Below are 14,949 nucleotides of genomic sequence, written 5' to 3' on the forward strand. Positions count from 1 at the left end.
CGGGCCGCCCATCGATGCCAGAATCGGGCGATGGTGACACAAGACTCGACGCTCGCCCAGCGGGTGCAACGCAAGCTCAATCCTTTCCGCCCCTTCTACCATGCGGCCGAGCAATGGCTGGCGGCCGATGGTCTGCGCATGAGCGCGGCCATGTCGTTCTACGGCATGCTGAGCCTGGCGCCGCTGCTGCTGCTCTTGGTGGGGGTGCTGGGCTGGTGGCTCGATCGCTCCTACATCGAGAGCAACCTGATCCACCAGGTCGAAGACATCATGGGATCGCAAGTGGCCGATGTGGTGCGCGGTGCGCTGTCGAGCGCGCAGACCAAGTCGCAAGGCCTGATCGCCTCGGCGATTGGTTTTGTGATGCTGCTGTCGGGCGCGACCGGGGTGTTTGTGGAGCTGCAGACCTCGCTCGAGCGCCTGTGGAACCATGGCGAAAAAGTCGACAAGAGCGGCACGCCCTGGTGGTACTCGCTGGTGCAGCGTGTGCGCGGCCTGGGCTATATCCTGGTGCTGGGCTTTTTGATGCTGATATCGCTGGTCCTCACCACGATGCTGAGCATGACCACGCGCTGGGCCGGTGCCGTGTTGCATATCGAGGCCCCCGGCATGCTGCTGGGCGTCATCAACGAGACCGTGTCCTTCCTGATCACCGTCACCTTGTTCGTCGGCATGATGCGTATCGGCACCGGCACCAAGCCCCGGCTGCGTTTTTTGATTGCCGGCGCGGCCATTGGCGCCTTCCTCTTCACCATCGGCAAGCAGGTGCTGGCCTGGTATCTGTCCACCGCTGCCGTGGTCTCGGCCTATGGCGCGGCCGGCTCGCTGGTGGTGCTGCTGATGTGGATCTATTTCTCGTCGGCTATTTTGCTGTTTGCCGCCAGCTGCGCGCGCGCACTGAACAGTGCTGACATTGCGCTGCATGGCAAAGGAGGAGGCGGGGCCGAGGAGGACAGCACGCGCCTGCGGCCAACGGCCGGGCAGGCCGCTACCGTGGATTTCCAGATCTAAGAACCTTTTCAAAGTCTCTACGCAGCAACAACAATGCGCCCGAGGGCGCATTGTTTTTTGGGAGGAGGGCTTAGCCGCTCCTTAGTGGGCCTGGGCCTTCACATCAAAGCCTTCGGCGCGGGTGTCATGGCGCATGAAGAACACCAGTGCAAACGCGACGACCGCCAGCGATGCCAGGAACATGACGGCGTAGACATCGTTGCCCATCTTGTCCTTCAAGGTGCCGAAGATCGTGGGGCCGATGTAGCCGCCCAGGTTGCCGATGGAGTTGATCCAGGCGATGCCCGCAGCGGCTGCGGTGCCGCTCAAAAAGGCGGTGGGCAGGGTCCAGAAGGTGGGCAGCGCGCTGAAGATGCCAAAGGCAGCCAGGGTCACCGCCGCCATCTTGGGCACCGGTGCGGCGGTGTTGGCGGCGATCAGCAGGCCGGCGACGATGCAGGCCAGCGGAATCAGCACAAACCATTTGCGCTCCTTCATGCGGTCGGAGCCGCGCGTCCAGAAGATCATCGCGATCGCGCCGACCAGGTAGGGGAAGGCGTTGATAAAGCCCACCTGCACATTGGACAGGCCACCAAAGCCCTTGATGATCTGCGGCAGGAAAAAGCCCAGGCCGTAGAGCGGCACGGTGATGCCCATGTAGACAAAGCCCAGCGCGATCACCTTGGGGTTGAGCAGGGTCTGCTTCCAGGAGATCTTGTGGATGGATTCGCGGTTCTGGCGCTCGGCCGTCAGGGTCTGGGCCAGCCAGGCGCGCTCTTCGTCGCTCAGCCACTTGGCATCCTGCGGGCCATCGGGCAGGTAGAACAGCACGACAAAGGTCAGGAAGATCGCGGGCAGCGCTTCGAGGATGAACAGCCACTGCCAGCCGTGCATGCCGCCCATGCCGTCCATGTCGAGGATAAAGCCGGAGATGGGCGCGCCGATCACTGTGGAGATGGGGATGGCAAACATGAACCAGCCCACAATGCGCGCCCGGTAGGCGGCCGGGAACCACAAGGTGATGTAGAAGATCACGCCGGGGAAAAAGCCCGCCTCGGCAATCCCCAGCAAAAAGCGCACGATGTTGAAGCTGGTGGCGCCGCCGACCCAGGCCTGCGCGGCCGACAGCACGCCCCAGCTGAACATGATGCGGGCAATCCATTTGCGCGCGCCAAACTTCTCCAGCGCCAGGTTGCTGGGCACTTCACAGAGAAAGTACGACAGAAAGAAGATACCGGCCGCGCTGCCAAAGACCGCTGCCGAGAACCCCAGGTCCTTGGACATGCTGGCCCCGGCAAAGCCGATATTGACGCGGTCGAGGTAGGCGATGAAGTAGCAGACCATCAGCAGCGGCAAGAGCCGCCAGCTGATCTTGGAGATGGTGCGCTGTTCCAGGGTGTCCATATTTGGTCTCCGATGCTGTTATGGGTAGGACGGGTGGCTAAGGTGCTTCGCTTTTGATAGCTGTATGTTCAGCTTTATCAAAGGCTTCTGCGGCTTTTTACATAGCTGATGCCATGGATCGCCGCTATTGTGCGCCGCAGCGCGCGCCGCCGCTATTGCGTCGGAGACAGATGCAAAAAAGCCCCGCGCAGCGCAGCTGCCGGGGCATGGAAACGGGGTCAGGGTCCGGAATCAGGCGGTCTTCATCGAGCCGGTATCGAGGTAACGCTGGTGCCAGGACAGCGCCTCGGTCAGGATGTGGGGCGTGTGCAGGCCGGCCGACTGGTGCATCGCGCGGTCCACATAGTCCTGCAGCATGGGGCGGAAGTCCGGGTGCGCGCAGCGCTCGATGATGAGCTTGGCGCGCTGCCTGGGCGAGAGGCCGCGCAGGTCGGCCAGGCCCTGCTCGGTGACGATGATCTGCGTGTCGTGCTCGGTATGGTCCACATGCGAGCACATCGGCACGATGCAGGAGATATGGCCGTTCTTGGCCACCGAGGGCGTGACGAAGAAGGACAGGTAGCCGTTGCGCGCAAAGTCGCCGCTGCCGCCAATGCCGTTCATCATGCTCGAGCCCATCACATGGGTGGAGTTGATGTTGCCGTAGATGTCAGCCTCGATCATCGAGTTCATCGCGATCACGCCCAGGCGGCGCACCAGCTCTGGGTGGTTGGAGATCTCCTGCGGGCGCAGGATGATGCGTTCGCGGTAGAAGTCGATGTTCTCCTCGAAATCGCGGTAGGCAGCTGCCGACAGCGAGATGGAGGTGGCCGAGGCGCGCGCCATCTTGCCCGTGCGCAGCAGGTCCAGCATGCCGTCCTGCAGCACCTCGGTAAAGCCCAGCAGGTTGTCGAAGGGGCCGGTGAGCAGGCCGGCCAGCACGGCATTGGCCACATTGCCCACGCCCGACTGGATGGGCAGCATCTCCTGGGGCAGGCGCCCCATCTTCATCTCGTGCGAGAGAAAGTCGATGATGGAGGCGGCAATGGTGTTGGAGTTGGCGTCCGGGGCGGCAAACACATTGTCGCGGTCACCCTTGTGGGTCTCGACGACGGCGACGACCTTGTCCAGGTCCACCTTCAGGTAGCCCTCGCCAATGCGGTCATCGGCGTGGGTCATGCGGATGGGCACGCGGCGCGGCGGGATGGCGGTGCCGTAGTAGATGTCGTGCATGCCTTCCATCTTGGCGGGAGGCTTGGTGTTCACCTCCAGGATCACCTTGTCGGCAATCTCCAGCCAGGTCTTGTTGTTGCCAACGGCAGTCGACGGGATCAGCAGGCCATCGGCGGTGATGCCCAGTACTTCGACCACCGCCACATGCATGTGGCCCAGAAAGCCGAACCAGGCATGCTGGGCGACGTGGGACAGGTGCATGTCGATGAAGTCGATGTCCCCGGCATTGATGGACTTGCGCGCGATCGGGTCGGTGTTGAAGGGCAGGCGCTGGCCGATGGCAGCGGCCTCGGCCAGCACGCCGTCGCATTCGGCAGCGGTGGAGGCGCCCGTCCAGACATTGATCTTGTAGGGCCGGCCGGCGGCATGCTCGGACTTGGCATGGGCTGCGATGGCCTGGGGCAGGGCCTTGGGGTAGCCTGCGCCGGTGAAGCCGCTCATGCCCACATTGGCGCCAGCAGGGATCAGCGCGGCCGCGTCGGCGGCGGACATGATGCGGGAGTGCAGCGCGCTGCAGCGCACACGGTCATTCAACGACATGGGGGGAGACTCCAGGAAGGTGTTTTCGTTATTGTCTACAGATGCTGCCCGGCGGCAAAGGCCGGGCTGCGAGGCGGGCAAATCTTAGCAGTCGTTGCACCCGAAACCATTAAGGATCCGGGAATACCCGATTGTGGATAAGTGCTACTGCGCTGGCAATTTATTGTTGCACTGCAACAATTTAGCGCATAAAAAAAGCCCGGGACAACCGGGCTTAGCGATGCGTTGGCGTGCCGCTCAGCGCTTGTCGCTGCGGTTGAGCAGTTGGTAGAGGATGATCGCGCCGAAGGTCGCGGTCCCGATGCCGCCCAGCGCAAAGCTGCCGAACTTCAAGGTGAAGTCGCCGGTGCCGATGATCAAGGTGATCGCCGCAACGATCAGGTTCTTGTTCTGCGAGAAATCCACCTTGTTTTCCACCCAGATCTTGGCGCCGGCCACTGCAATCAGGCCGAACACCACGATGGATACGCCGCCCATGACGGGCAGTGGAATGGCCTGGATCAGCGCGCCGAACTTGGGCGAGAAGCCCAGCAGCAGCGCGATGAGGCCAGCGACCATGAACACCGCGGTGGAGTAGATGCGGGTGGCCGCCATCACGCCGATGTTTTCTGCATAGGTGGTCACGCCCGTGCCGCCCACGCCGCCGCTGACCATCGTGGCCACGCCGTCACCGATGAAGGCTCGGCCCATGTACTGGTCCAGGTTGCGGCCGGTCATGGCTGTCACGGCCTTGATGTGGCCCAGGTTCTCGGCCACGAGGATGATCACGATCGGGGCGATCAGCACCATCGCCTGGGGGCTGAACTGGGGTGCCGAGAAATTGGGCATGCCAATCCAGGCGGCCGTGGCCAGGCCCGACAGATCCACCGGCTTGCCCAGGCCCATGCCATTGGTCAGGAGGGCGTAGAGGACAGCTGCGGCAATCAGGCCCACCAGGATCAGCAGGCGCTGCACCATGCCCCGGGTGAGCACGGCCACCATGCCAACGCAGACAAAGGTCATCGCCTGCATCCAGCTCTCGAAGTTGTTGCTGGCCATGTTCTTGACGGGAACCGTGGCCAGGTTCAGGCCGATCACGGCGACGATCGCGCCCGTCACCACCGGTGGCATGAAGCGCTCGATCCAGCCCGTGCCCACCGCCTGCACGATAAAACCGATCAAGGTGTAGAGCAGGCCACAGGCGATGATGCCGCCCAGCGCCATGCCGATGTTGGCATTGGGCCCGGAGCCGGCGTAGCCGGTGGCGGCAATCACCACGCCGATGAACGCAAAGCTCGATCCCAGGTAGCTGGGCACGCGCCCGCCGGTGATCAAAAAGAAGATCAAAGTGCCGACGCCACTCATCAAAATGGCGACATTGGGATCAAAACCCATCAGAATGGGCGCCAAAATGGTCGAGCCAAACATGGCGATGACATGCTGCACCCCCATGATCGAGGTTTGTGGCCAGGGCAGGCGCTCATCGGGCGCGACAACATCATCAGCACCCGGGCGCACTTCGCGCCAGCGGGGAAGGAAGGAATCAGACATGGTTTTGGCAGGCCGCAGGCAGGGCTGCTCCGGGAGGGGCAGTTGCAGGCGAGCGAGAGAAAAGGTGCTGCATCATAGTGAATTTGGCAAGCCTTGTAGAGAGAGGGAAACTCTCTAACCAGCGCCAGAGCGGGGACTGCAAGGCCCCGCATGCCCGGGTCGGCGCAAGGCTGTGGTGCGGTAGCACTGGATTGTTGGGTGAATGCGATAGATAATCACAATGACATTGAGAACAAATACGGCTGGTTGCCTGCAGCAACCGGCCTGTTTCGGGAGAGAGGGTTTCCATGAACTGTGTGCAATGTGGCGAGGCATTGGCCGCCAGCGCTAAATTCTGTCGAAAATGCGGCTGCAAGGTGCAGAGCGCAGCGGCGCCCGAGGCCGTAGCCAGCCCCCGCAGTGCGCCGGCTGCGCCGGTGGCCGCCTACGCCACCTGCCCCGATTGCGGCGCGCTGTGCAAGGGCCAGGCGCTGTTTTGCAAGCAATGCGGATGCCGGTTTGAAGAGACGCCTGGTTTTGAGGACACGGCTCCCTACTGGGACGCGCCGCTGAGCGTGGCCGAAGAAAAGGCCATTCTGGTCTTTGGCAATGTGCAGGACAGCTCCCTGCCGCCCTCCAGCTTGCCGCCCGGCGAGCGCATCCAGACCAGCGCTGCGATGGTGATTGGCGGCGCGGCGGCGAGCCCGGCAGCGGCCGTGCCGGCGCCCGCGTTGCGCGAGCCCGAGGTGCCCTTGTGGGAGACCGATGCCTCTGCCAAGCGTGCCCCTCCCGTCGCAGCGGACCCCCCTCTGCGGCCGCGCGCCAGCGCGCAGCTGCGCAACCCCATGCCTGAAGCCCCGCCGCCCCCCAGCGGGCAGGGGCTGCGCATCGTGCTGGCGCTGCTGGGCATTGCCGTGTTGGCCGGTGGCGGTGCCTGGTGGTGGACGAGCCAGCAAGGGCGCCCGGCCGGTGGCGCGGTGGCTGCGCCCAGTGTCTCCGCACCGGCAGCGCCCGCCCAGCCCGTGGCCGCTGATGTGGCGGTGCCGGTAGAGGCCGCAGCGCCTGCGATGGTCGCTACCGATGCCGCCCTCGCCCCCAATGAAACGCTGCTGGCGCCAGCGCCCGCCGAGGATGCTGCGGCCGCAGCGGTGGCGGTGGAGGAAGCGCCCGCCCCAGCACCTGCACCGGCCCGCCCGGCGGTGCGCAAGCCGGTGCGCAAACAGACTTTGGATGATTTGCTCAATTGAAGGAGAGCCTTGTGAAACTATTGATGAAAATGTCCGCCCTGGTGTCGGTGCTCGCGCTGGCCGGCTGTGCTGCCCCGCCGCCAGAACCCGCACCGGCTCCCGCACCGGCTCCCGCGCCGGCCGTACCGGTGCAGGTCGAATGTGGTGTCGCATCGCCCCCCGGCTGCCGTGAGCCTGCCGTGCCACCTGCCCTGGTGACCTGGGAGCAGAAGATGAAGGGCGAGATCGACGAGGCCGAGGCCCTGCGCCTGCGTGCCGTCGAGGCCATGTCCGCCTTGCCTGCCAAGCAGCGCATCAAGGAAGGCAGCAAGACCATGACCACCGAGCAGGTCTTCAGCACCAGCCAGTCGCCCGCCACGCGCGCCATGCCGGTGCTCGATTCGGTCTCGCTCGATCTGCCCTGGGCCGCCAAGTCGCGCCAGGAGCACAAGGATGCGATGGTCGCCATCAAGGACATTGCCACGATGATGGCCGACAACCGCGGCGGCGCCACGATTTTTGTCACCGTCTCGCCACGTGATCTGCGCGCCAAGAAGGTCAACACCAATTCCGGCACCGCGCCCACCGAGGCCGGCAACCCGGTCGAGGTCAAGAAATCGGCCGACAAGAATGTGCCCGCCGGTGTCGAGCATTTCGTGATCCAGGCCAAACCCTGGCCCAGCCGCATCGACTGAGCAGGCGGCCCATCCCCCCATCTCCGCCATGAAAGCGCCTGCGCAGGCCATGGCGGAGCAGCTATACGGTAAAAACGACGAAGGAATCGCAGATGTCTTCTCCCCAATCGATGTTGAAGTCCATTGACTTTGGCCAACTGATGCGAGCGGCCGAGGGGCTGACCCAGTGGCGCGTGCTCGGCTTGTCGTTCCTGACCTGGCTGGCCGGAGGGCTGGTGATGGTGGGCGGCCAGATGCTGGCGACCCGTGCGGGCAGCATGCTGCTGGCGCTGCTGTTCCTGGTCATCGCCTCGGTGGTGTTCTCGGCCGGCATGTCGGCCGTCGGCATCCTGCTGCAGGACAAGGCCAAGGATGTGGAGCAGCGCAGCGTGGCGGCCGCCATCCGCGCGGGCCTGCTGTGTGTGCCGCGATTTATCCTGTTTGGTCTGCTGGTGCTGGCCGTGGTGCTGGGCCTGTGCCTGGTGGCGGCCATTGTGTATTTCGTCTGCAAGATCCCGTTCATCGGACCGATCCTGCTGTTCTTTGCCCACCCGGTGATGGTGATCGCCGCCTCGGTGTTCTTCATCGCGCTGTACTGGGTCGCCGCGCCACTGCTCGCGCCGGCGATCTGGGACGGCCGCTCGCTGCGCCGCGCCGTATCGCTGGTGGTGGCTGTCGTGCGCACGCGCCTGGTGCCACTGGTGCTGATGCTGCTGGCGCTCTATATCGTCATCACCGTGATCACCTTGGTGGTGTTTACCGGCTTCATCCCCGGCTTTGCCTACATGACGGCCATTGCCAGCGGCGTGATTGGCCCGAGCATGATGGCCTCGATGGGCGGCATGGGCAACTCCGCCGCCTTTGGCGCGATGGCCAGCAGCGGCCATATGCTGGCCGGTACGCTGTCGACCGTGATCCTGTTTGCGGTGCTGATGGCGCTGACCATGCAGGTAATGATCATGGGCGTGAACATCATCTACCTGATGGTCACCGATGGCCTCGATGAGCAGGGCACCGAAGAGAGTCTGCAGGCCGGCATTGACCTGGCGCGCGAAAAGGCCCGCCAGGCCCAGGGCATGGCCCGTGAAGCGGCCGACAAGGTGCGCCACGCCGCGCATATGGATGGCCATGGCCACCAGGGTGCTGCGGCACGAGGCCCGGCAGCGCCTGTGGCGCCAGTGACGCCAGCCGCACCGGTGGCACCGCACCACGATATCTTTGCCCCGGCTCCTGCGCCGGTCGCACCTGTCGCACCGGCTGCTCCCGTAGCGTCCGCGCCGGTACCCGCCCCTGCGCCTGTGCCGCCTTCGGCGCCCGTGGCTCCGGTACCACCTGCCCCCGTGTCGCAAGCCCCTGTGGCCCCGGCACCCGTGGTGGCGCCAGCCCCCGTGCAGCCGCCCGTAGCGCCAGCTACCGCAGCGGGTCTGGGTGGCGCAGCGGTGGCTGGCGGCGCGGCAGCTTCGGCCTTGCCGCCTGCGGCAGCCCCAGCGGCACAGGCGGCCTCCGAGCCCTTGCTGCGCTGCCGCAGCTGCTTTGAAGTGGTGGCGGCCGACGATGTGTTCTGCGGCCACTGCGGCTTCCAGCTCAAGCCTTGACGGGTTGTGGCATTCTTTGAGGGCGCGCAAGCGCCCTTTTTCATGGCACTCTGTATCCGCCCGTAAGCGCGGCTTCATTGGTAAAAGAGTGTTGTCAATCCGGGCAAAACGGCAGACCGGCTGCGGCGATTCACGTCAGGCAGGTTACACTTTGCCGATTCATGTCCAGTAACTAGATCGGCTTATAACCATGTCAGGTGAAACGACCCAGCGCAGCGGTTTCGATATGAAAAGCGCCCAGTTGCCGGTGGTTGCGTTCGCACTGCGTTCGGCCGACCTGGAGCAGTTGGCGCAGGAGTTTGCCGAGCGTTTTGGCAGCGACTCCGCCTTCTTCGACCACGACCCGGTGCTGGTCGATCTGGCGCAGCTGCGCGAGGCCGATGAGGACATCGACTTTTCTGCCCTGGTGGCCTTGCTGCGCCAGTACCGCACCACACCGGTGGCGGTGCGCGGCGGCAGCGAGGCGCAGATGGCCCGCGCCTATGCGGCGGGGCTGATCGCCGCGCCCGAGGCGCCACCTGCGCGCAAGGCGGCTGAGCCCGAAGTGCGCGAGGTCGAAGTCGAGGTCATCAAGGAAGTGCAGCTGCCGGCCAAGGCGACCATGCGGGTCGACAAACCGATGCGCTCGGGTCAGCAGGTCTATGCGGCGGGCAGCGATGTGATCGTCAACGCCATCGTCAGCTACGGCGCCGAGGTGATTGCCGATGGCAACGTCCATGTCTACGGGCCCTTGCGGGGCCGGGCCGTGGCCGGCGCCCGGGGGGATAAGAGTGCACGTATTTATTGCACCTGTTTTGAGCCGCAGCTGGTGTCCATCGCGGGCATCTACCGCACGGTCGAGTCGGATTGGCCCGCCGAGCTGTCGGGCAAGGCAGCCGTGGTGCGGCTTGAAGGTGAGAAACTGTTGATCGAACCGCTGTGACAGGCGCACGGGGACGGCCCGCACCGGGCTTTGGACATTTGAGGACGTAAAGGGATCGGATCGAAAGATGGCAAAAATCGTCGTTGTAACTTCCGGCAAGGGCGGAGTTGGAAAAACTACCACCAGTGCAAGCTTTGCGGCCGGACTGGCGCTGAGCGGGCACAAGACTGCGGTGATCGACTTCGATGTCGGCCTGCGCAATCTGGACCTGATCATGGGCTGCGAGCGCCGTGTGGTCTATGACCTGATCAATGTGATCCAGGGCGAGGCCAACCTCAACCAGGCGCTGATCAAGGACAAGCAGCTCGAGAACCTCTACATCCTGGCCGCCTCGCAAACGCGCGACAAGGATGCGCTGACGCAGGAGGGGGTCGAGAAGATCCTCAAGGACCTGGCCGCGATGGACTTTGATTTCATCGTCTGCGACTCGCCCGCCGGTATCGAGAGCGGGGCGCTGATGGCCATGCACTTTGCCGACGAGGCGCTGGTGGTCACCAACCCCGAGGTCTCTTCCGTGCGTGACTCGGACCGCATTCTGGGCATGCTCAGCTCCAAGACCAAGCGCGCCGTCGATGGCGGCGATCCGATCAAGGAGCATTTGCTGATCACCCGCTACAACCCCAACCGGGTGCAGGACGGCCAGATGCTGTCGCTGGAGGATATCCAGGACATTCTGCGCATTCCGCTGATTGGTGTGATTCCCGAGTCGGAGTCGGTGCTGCAGGCGTCCAACCAGGGCACGCCTGCGATCAACCTGAACCAGACCGATGTGTCCGAAGCCTACAAGGATGTGGTGGCACGCTTTTTGGGTGAAGACAAGCCGATGCGCTTTACCGATGCGCAAAAGCCTGGTTTCTTCAAACGCATTTTTGGGAGGTAAGTTCAATGTCCTTGCTGTCCCTGTTCTTGGGTGAAAAGAAAAAGACCGCGTCGGTCGCCAAGGAGCGGCTGCAGATTATTTTGGCGCGTGAGCGCACTGGGCGTAGCAACAACCAGCCGGACTATCTGCCTGCGCTGCAAAAAGAGCTGATGGCGGTGATCGCCAAGTACGTCTCCATCAATCCGGATGACGTCCGCGTCAACCTGGAACGACAAGACAACCTTGAAGTTCTTGAAGTAAAAATCGAGCTTCCAGACAAGTAAGTCGGTGGGGATCCTGTCCTGGGTGCATGTGTGCTCTGGCGGATTCTTGTTCTGGATGGGACTTTGGCAGTTTTCGTTTTTGGGTGGCGATATGGGCCCGCATGCGTTGTTGTGGCGCCTTGCCATACCAAAGTATTGTCTGCGGCGCCACGCCTAGCCTGCGGGCCCATCTCGCCATTGGGGTGGGTGGCTTGGGCGCTGTGCGCGCTGCTCCTAGCTGTTGAATACCGGAATCACCATCCTGTTTTCCGTTCTTCAAAAACAAACGCGACCTTCGGGTCGCGTTTTCGTTGGGGGTAAGTCGGTGGACTTCTGGTGGGTCGTGGATAAGTCAGCGGCTTATCCACAAAACTATGCACATGGCCGTGCTTTTCCCCTCAGTTATGCACTGGGCTCGGCCGTGTTGTCGTAGGCGTGGGCTTTCCAGTACTTGAAGGTGCCCTGGGCGGTGGCCAGGATGCGGCGGTTGGCGTCGTAGATGTTGGCCTGGCAGGTGCACAGCGAGCGGCCCTGGTTGATGACCCAGCCTTCGGCAACCAGCGGGCCACGGCCCGGGTAGATGAAGCGCGAGGACATCTCGACGGTGACGGCGGTGCTCGACGGCGCGCCGGGCGCGAGCACCGCAGCGCGGGACATGGCCACGTCCAGCAGGGTCATCAGGATGCCGCCATGCGCGGCGGGCAGCTGGTTGCACAGCTCCTCGCGCAGGTCGGGCAGGTGCACGCGCACAATGCCGTCTTCAAAGTTCGGGTCCTGGCGCGCGCCGATGAGGCGCAGAAAGGGCACGCGGGTGTTGAGGTCCTCGATGCTCAGCTGCTGGCGGGGTGGGGTGGTGCTCATGCGGCGGCCTTGGCGTCGCGCACCATGTTGCGCGCAATGATGATCTGCTGGATCTGGGTCGTGCCTTCGTAGAGGCGGAACAGGCGCACATCGCGGTAGAAGCGCTCGATGCCGTACTCGGCCATATAGCCCGAGCCGCCCAGGATCTGCACCGCGCGGTCGGCCACGCGGCCGCACATCTCGGTGGCAAACATCTTGGCGCTCGATGCCTCGGTCGAGACGTTCTGGCCCGCGTCGCGGCGGCGCGCGGCGTCAATGGTCATGCACTCGGCGGCATACAGCTCGGCCTGGCTGTCGGCCAGCATGGCCTGCACCAGCTGAAAGTCGCAGATCGCCTGGCCAAACTGCTTGCGCTCGAGCGAGTACTGCAGCGCGTCGCGCAGGATGCGCTTGGCGCAGCCCACGGCCACGGCGGCGATGTGGATGCGGCCTTTTTCCAGCACCTTCATCGCGGTCTTGAAGCCGCGGCCCTCTTGCAGGCCGATCAGGTTGGCGGCGGGCACCTTGACGTTGTCAAAGATCACATCGCAGGTGTGGGCGCCGCGCTGGCCCATCTTCTTGTCGTACTTGCCAAAGGTGATGCCCGGGCTCTTGGCATCGACGATGAAGGATGAGACGCCCCCCGCGCCCTTGTCGGCCGGGTTGGTGCGCGCCATCAGGGTGAACATGCCGGCATGGGGCGCATTGGTGATAAAGCGCTTGGTGCCGTTGACGAGGTAGTGGTCGCCCTGCTTGACGGCGGTGGTGCGCAGGGAGGCGGCGTCCGAGCCGGCTTCGGGCTCGGTCAGCGCGAACGAGGCGATCACCTCGCCGGTGGCCAGGCGTGGCAGCCACTCGGCCTTCTGGGCATCGGTGCCATCCATCAGAATGCCTTGCGAGCCGATGCCCACCGTGGTGCCGATCACCGAGCGGAAGGCGGGCGAGGTCTGGCACAGCTCCAGCAGCACATGCACTTCCTCCTCCATCGTCAGCTCCAGACCGCCGAACTGCTCGGGAATCGTCAGGCCAAACAGGCCCAGCTCGCGCATCTCCTGCACGATGGCTTCGGGGATCTCGTCGGTCTCGGCGACTTCGTTTTCGGCGGGCACCAGGCGCTCGCGCACAAAGCGGCGCACGCTGTCGAGCAGCGCCTCCAGGGTTTCTGGGTCTCGAATCATGGATGGTTCTCTGTTGTGTTCTGTAGCGCAGGTCAGAGCGTTGCCGCCGTGCCCAGGATCGCCGTGGCCTGGCTGGACAAGGTGCCGCCATTGCCATGGGCCAGTGCCAGCTGGGCGCCCGCCACCTGGCGTTCGCCGCAGTTGCCGCGCAGCTGGCGCACCGCCTCGATCAGCGCAAAGATGCCGTACATGCCTGGGTGCACGCAGGACAGGCCCCCGCCATTGGTGTTGACCGGCAGGCTGCCGCCCGGCGCAATCGCGCCGCTGGCAACAAAGGCACCGGCCTCGCCCTTTTTGACAAAGCCCAGGTCTTCCAGGAAAAGCAGGGTGTTGATGGTGAAGGCGTCATAGAGCTCGACCACATCCATGTCCTGCGCTGTCAGGCCTGCCATCGCAAAGGCCTGCGCGCCGGACTGGCTCGCAGCGGTGACGGTGAGGTCGGGCATCGACGAGATCTGGCGGTTCCAGCAGGCCGTGGCATTGCCCAGCACATAGATGGGGGCGTTGGGGCCGCGCTGGGCGTCTTCTGCGCGGCTGAGCACAAAGGCGCCGCCGCCATCGGTCACCAGGCAGCAGTCGCGCACGGTGAAGGGATCGGCCACCATGCGCGCGCCCAGCACCTGCTCGATGGAGAGCGGATCGCGCATGAAGGCCTCGGGGTTCTTCTGCGCCCACTGGCGCGCCGAGACGGCGACGGCCGCAAGCTGCTCGCGTGTGGTGCCGTACTGGTGCATGTGGCGGGCCGCAGCCATCGCATAGGCTGCGACCGGCATCGTGGGCTCAAACGGGTGCTCAAAGGGCTGCGGGTCCATGAACTTGCGCGCAGCGGTCGATTCTTTGCGGCCAAAGGCGGCCGAGCGCTGGGCGCTGCCGTAGCAGACCAGCACATGCTTGCACTGGCCGGCCTCCAAGGCCATGATCGAGGGCAGCAGGTGGGCGATAAAGCTGGAGCCGCCCAGCATGGTGCCATTGACGTAGTTTGGGTTGATGCCCAGGTGCTCGATCACCGGCATGGGCCACATGGTGGCGTTGACGCTGCAGGTGGCCAGGCCGTCGATGTCCTGCATCGTCAGGCCCGCATCGGCCACGGCCGCATGGGCGGCGCGGGCGAGCAGCAGCATGTCGTCCGAGCCCGGGGCTTCGCCGCAGCCATAGGTGGCCACGCCGGTGATGGCGGCCTTGCCGCGCAGCGCGCGCAGGCCGCTGCTGGTATGTACTTGTGCCATGTTTTTATCCCTCGTTATGCGGCTTTGAACACCACCAGGCCCTTGCCGTTGTGCTCGATGACTTCGGCCTTCACCGCCATGCCGATCTTCACATCGGCCGGTGCCATGCCTTCGACGCGGCTCATCATGCGCGGGCCTTCTGCCAGGTCCACCAGCGCGACGTTGTAGTCGCCACCAGCCTCGGTCTTGCGGCGGATCACTGTGGTCGAGTAGACCGTGCCCTGGCCGCTGGGTTGCTCCCAGGCCAGCGCATCGCTGCCGCAATGCGGGCACAGCTCACGGGGGTAGAAGATGGCCTGGGCGCAGGCCTTGCAGCGCTGAATCTGGAAGCTGCCCGTATCCAATGCAGCCTGGTACTGGCTTGACATCGAGGGTGTCATTGCGGAATCTTTCTGAGGAGATAGCGGATGCTCAAGCATGGCCCCATTGCCTGCTGCACGCAATTATTGGTTGCCGAAGAGGGGGTTTGGCCGCGCTTGACGAACCTGGGTGACAGCAGTTTGCTCTAGAA

At 64.2% G+C, this 14,949-nt stretch carries 14 protein-coding genes; 7 read left to right on the plus strand and 7 right to left on the minus strand.

Going from position 1 to position 14,949, the window contains the following annotated elements; translation table 11 throughout:
* Nucleotides 1-30: 30 nt before the first annotated feature.
* Nucleotides 31-1,011, plus strand: coding sequence for a YihY/virulence factor BrkB family protein (locus tag ACPEE1_RS01165; RefSeq protein ID WP_116925293.1), 981 nt, complete (start codon nt 31-33; stop codon nt 1,009-1,011).
* Nucleotides 1,012-1,092: 81 nt separating this feature from the next.
* Here ACPEE1_RS01165 and ACPEE1_RS01170 read toward each other — a convergent pair whose 3' ends face one another.
* The 3 genes from ACPEE1_RS01170 to ACPEE1_RS01180 form a co-directional block, all read right to left on the minus strand.
* A complete protein-coding gene (locus tag ACPEE1_RS01170) occupies nt 1,093-2,394 on the minus strand; it encodes an MFS transporter (protein WP_116925292.1) in 1,302 nt (433 codons plus the stop codon).
* 231 nt (nt 2,395-2,625) lie between these two features.
* Complete coding sequence (locus ACPEE1_RS01175; RefSeq protein WP_116925291.1) at nt 2,626-4,146, minus strand: acetyl-CoA hydrolase/transferase family protein; 1,521 nt, start codon at nt 4,144-4,146, stop codon at nt 2,626-2,628.
* A 237-nt stretch (nt 4,147-4,383) separates the two neighbouring features.
* Nucleotides 4,384-5,676, minus strand: coding sequence for a solute carrier family 23 protein (locus ACPEE1_RS01180; RefSeq protein WP_116925290.1), 1,293 nt, complete (start codon nt 5,674-5,676; stop codon nt 4,384-4,386).
* Nucleotides 5,677-5,963: 287 nt separating this feature from the next.
* Here ACPEE1_RS01180 and ACPEE1_RS01185 point away from each other — a divergent pair, with 287 nt between their 5' ends.
* From ACPEE1_RS01185 to minE, 6 genes are all read left to right on the plus strand, one after another.
* Complete coding sequence (locus tag ACPEE1_RS01185) at nt 5,964-6,902, plus strand: double zinc ribbon domain-containing protein (protein ID WP_423935001.1); 939 nt, start codon at nt 5,964-5,966, stop codon at nt 6,900-6,902.
* An 11-nt stretch (nt 6,903-6,913) separates the two neighbouring features.
* Nucleotides 6,914-7,576: a hypothetical protein gene (locus tag ACPEE1_RS01190; protein WP_423935002.1), complete on the plus strand. Its 663-nt coding sequence runs from the start codon at nt 6,914-6,916 to the stop codon at nt 7,574-7,576.
* A 92-nt stretch (nt 7,577-7,668) separates the two neighbouring features.
* A complete protein-coding gene (locus tag ACPEE1_RS01195; RefSeq protein ID WP_165841241.1) occupies nt 7,669-9,150 on the plus strand; it encodes a hypothetical protein in 1,482 nt (493 codons plus the stop codon).
* A 190-nt stretch (nt 9,151-9,340) separates the two neighbouring features.
* Nucleotides 9,341-10,072 carry a septum site-determining protein MinC gene (gene minC, locus ACPEE1_RS01200; protein WP_423935003.1) on the plus strand — a complete coding sequence of 244 codons (732 nt, stop codon included), beginning with the start codon at nt 9,341-9,343 and terminating at the stop codon, nt 10,070-10,072.
* 67 nt (nt 10,073-10,139) lie between these two features.
* A complete protein-coding gene (gene minD / locus ACPEE1_RS01205) occupies nt 10,140-10,952 on the plus strand; it encodes a septum site-determining protein MinD (RefSeq protein WP_116927431.1) in 813 nt (270 codons plus the stop codon).
* Between the two features lie 5 nt (nt 10,953-10,957).
* A complete protein-coding gene (gene minE, locus ACPEE1_RS01210; RefSeq protein WP_021027472.1) occupies nt 10,958-11,215 on the plus strand; it encodes a cell division topological specificity factor MinE in 258 nt (85 codons plus the stop codon).
* Nucleotides 11,216-11,596: 381 nt separating this feature from the next.
* Here minE and ACPEE1_RS01215 read toward each other — a convergent pair whose 3' ends face one another.
* From ACPEE1_RS01215 to ACPEE1_RS01230, 4 genes are read right to left on the minus strand one after another with little or no spacing between them, the layout of a single operon-like run.
* Nucleotides 11,597-12,055 carry a PaaI family thioesterase gene (locus ACPEE1_RS01215; RefSeq protein WP_021027471.1) on the minus strand — a complete coding sequence of 153 codons (459 nt, stop codon included), beginning with the start codon at nt 12,053-12,055 and terminating at the stop codon, nt 11,597-11,599.
* Nucleotides 12,052-13,212: an acyl-CoA dehydrogenase family protein gene (locus ACPEE1_RS01220; protein ID WP_423935004.1), complete on the minus strand. Its 1,161-nt coding sequence runs from the start codon at nt 13,210-13,212 to the stop codon at nt 12,052-12,054. Before ACPEE1_RS01220 ends, ACPEE1_RS01215 begins: the two co-directional genes overlap by 4 nt.
* Before the next feature lie 32 nt (nt 13,213-13,244).
* Nucleotides 13,245-14,438, minus strand: coding sequence for a thiolase (locus ACPEE1_RS01225; RefSeq protein WP_423935005.1), 1,194 nt, complete (start codon nt 14,436-14,438; stop codon nt 13,245-13,247).
* Nucleotides 14,439-14,452: 14 nt separating this feature from the next.
* Nucleotides 14,453-14,818: a Zn-ribbon domain-containing OB-fold protein gene (locus ACPEE1_RS01230; RefSeq protein WP_423935006.1), complete on the minus strand. Its 366-nt coding sequence runs from the start codon at nt 14,816-14,818 to the stop codon at nt 14,453-14,455.
* Nucleotides 14,819-14,949: the final 131 nt, after the last annotated feature.

Origin of the sequence: Comamonas sp. 23, assembly GCF_049601575.1 — a bacterium.
GTDB classification, from domain to species: domain Bacteria; phylum Pseudomonadota; class Gammaproteobacteria; order Burkholderiales; family Burkholderiaceae_C; genus Comamonas; species Comamonas squillarum.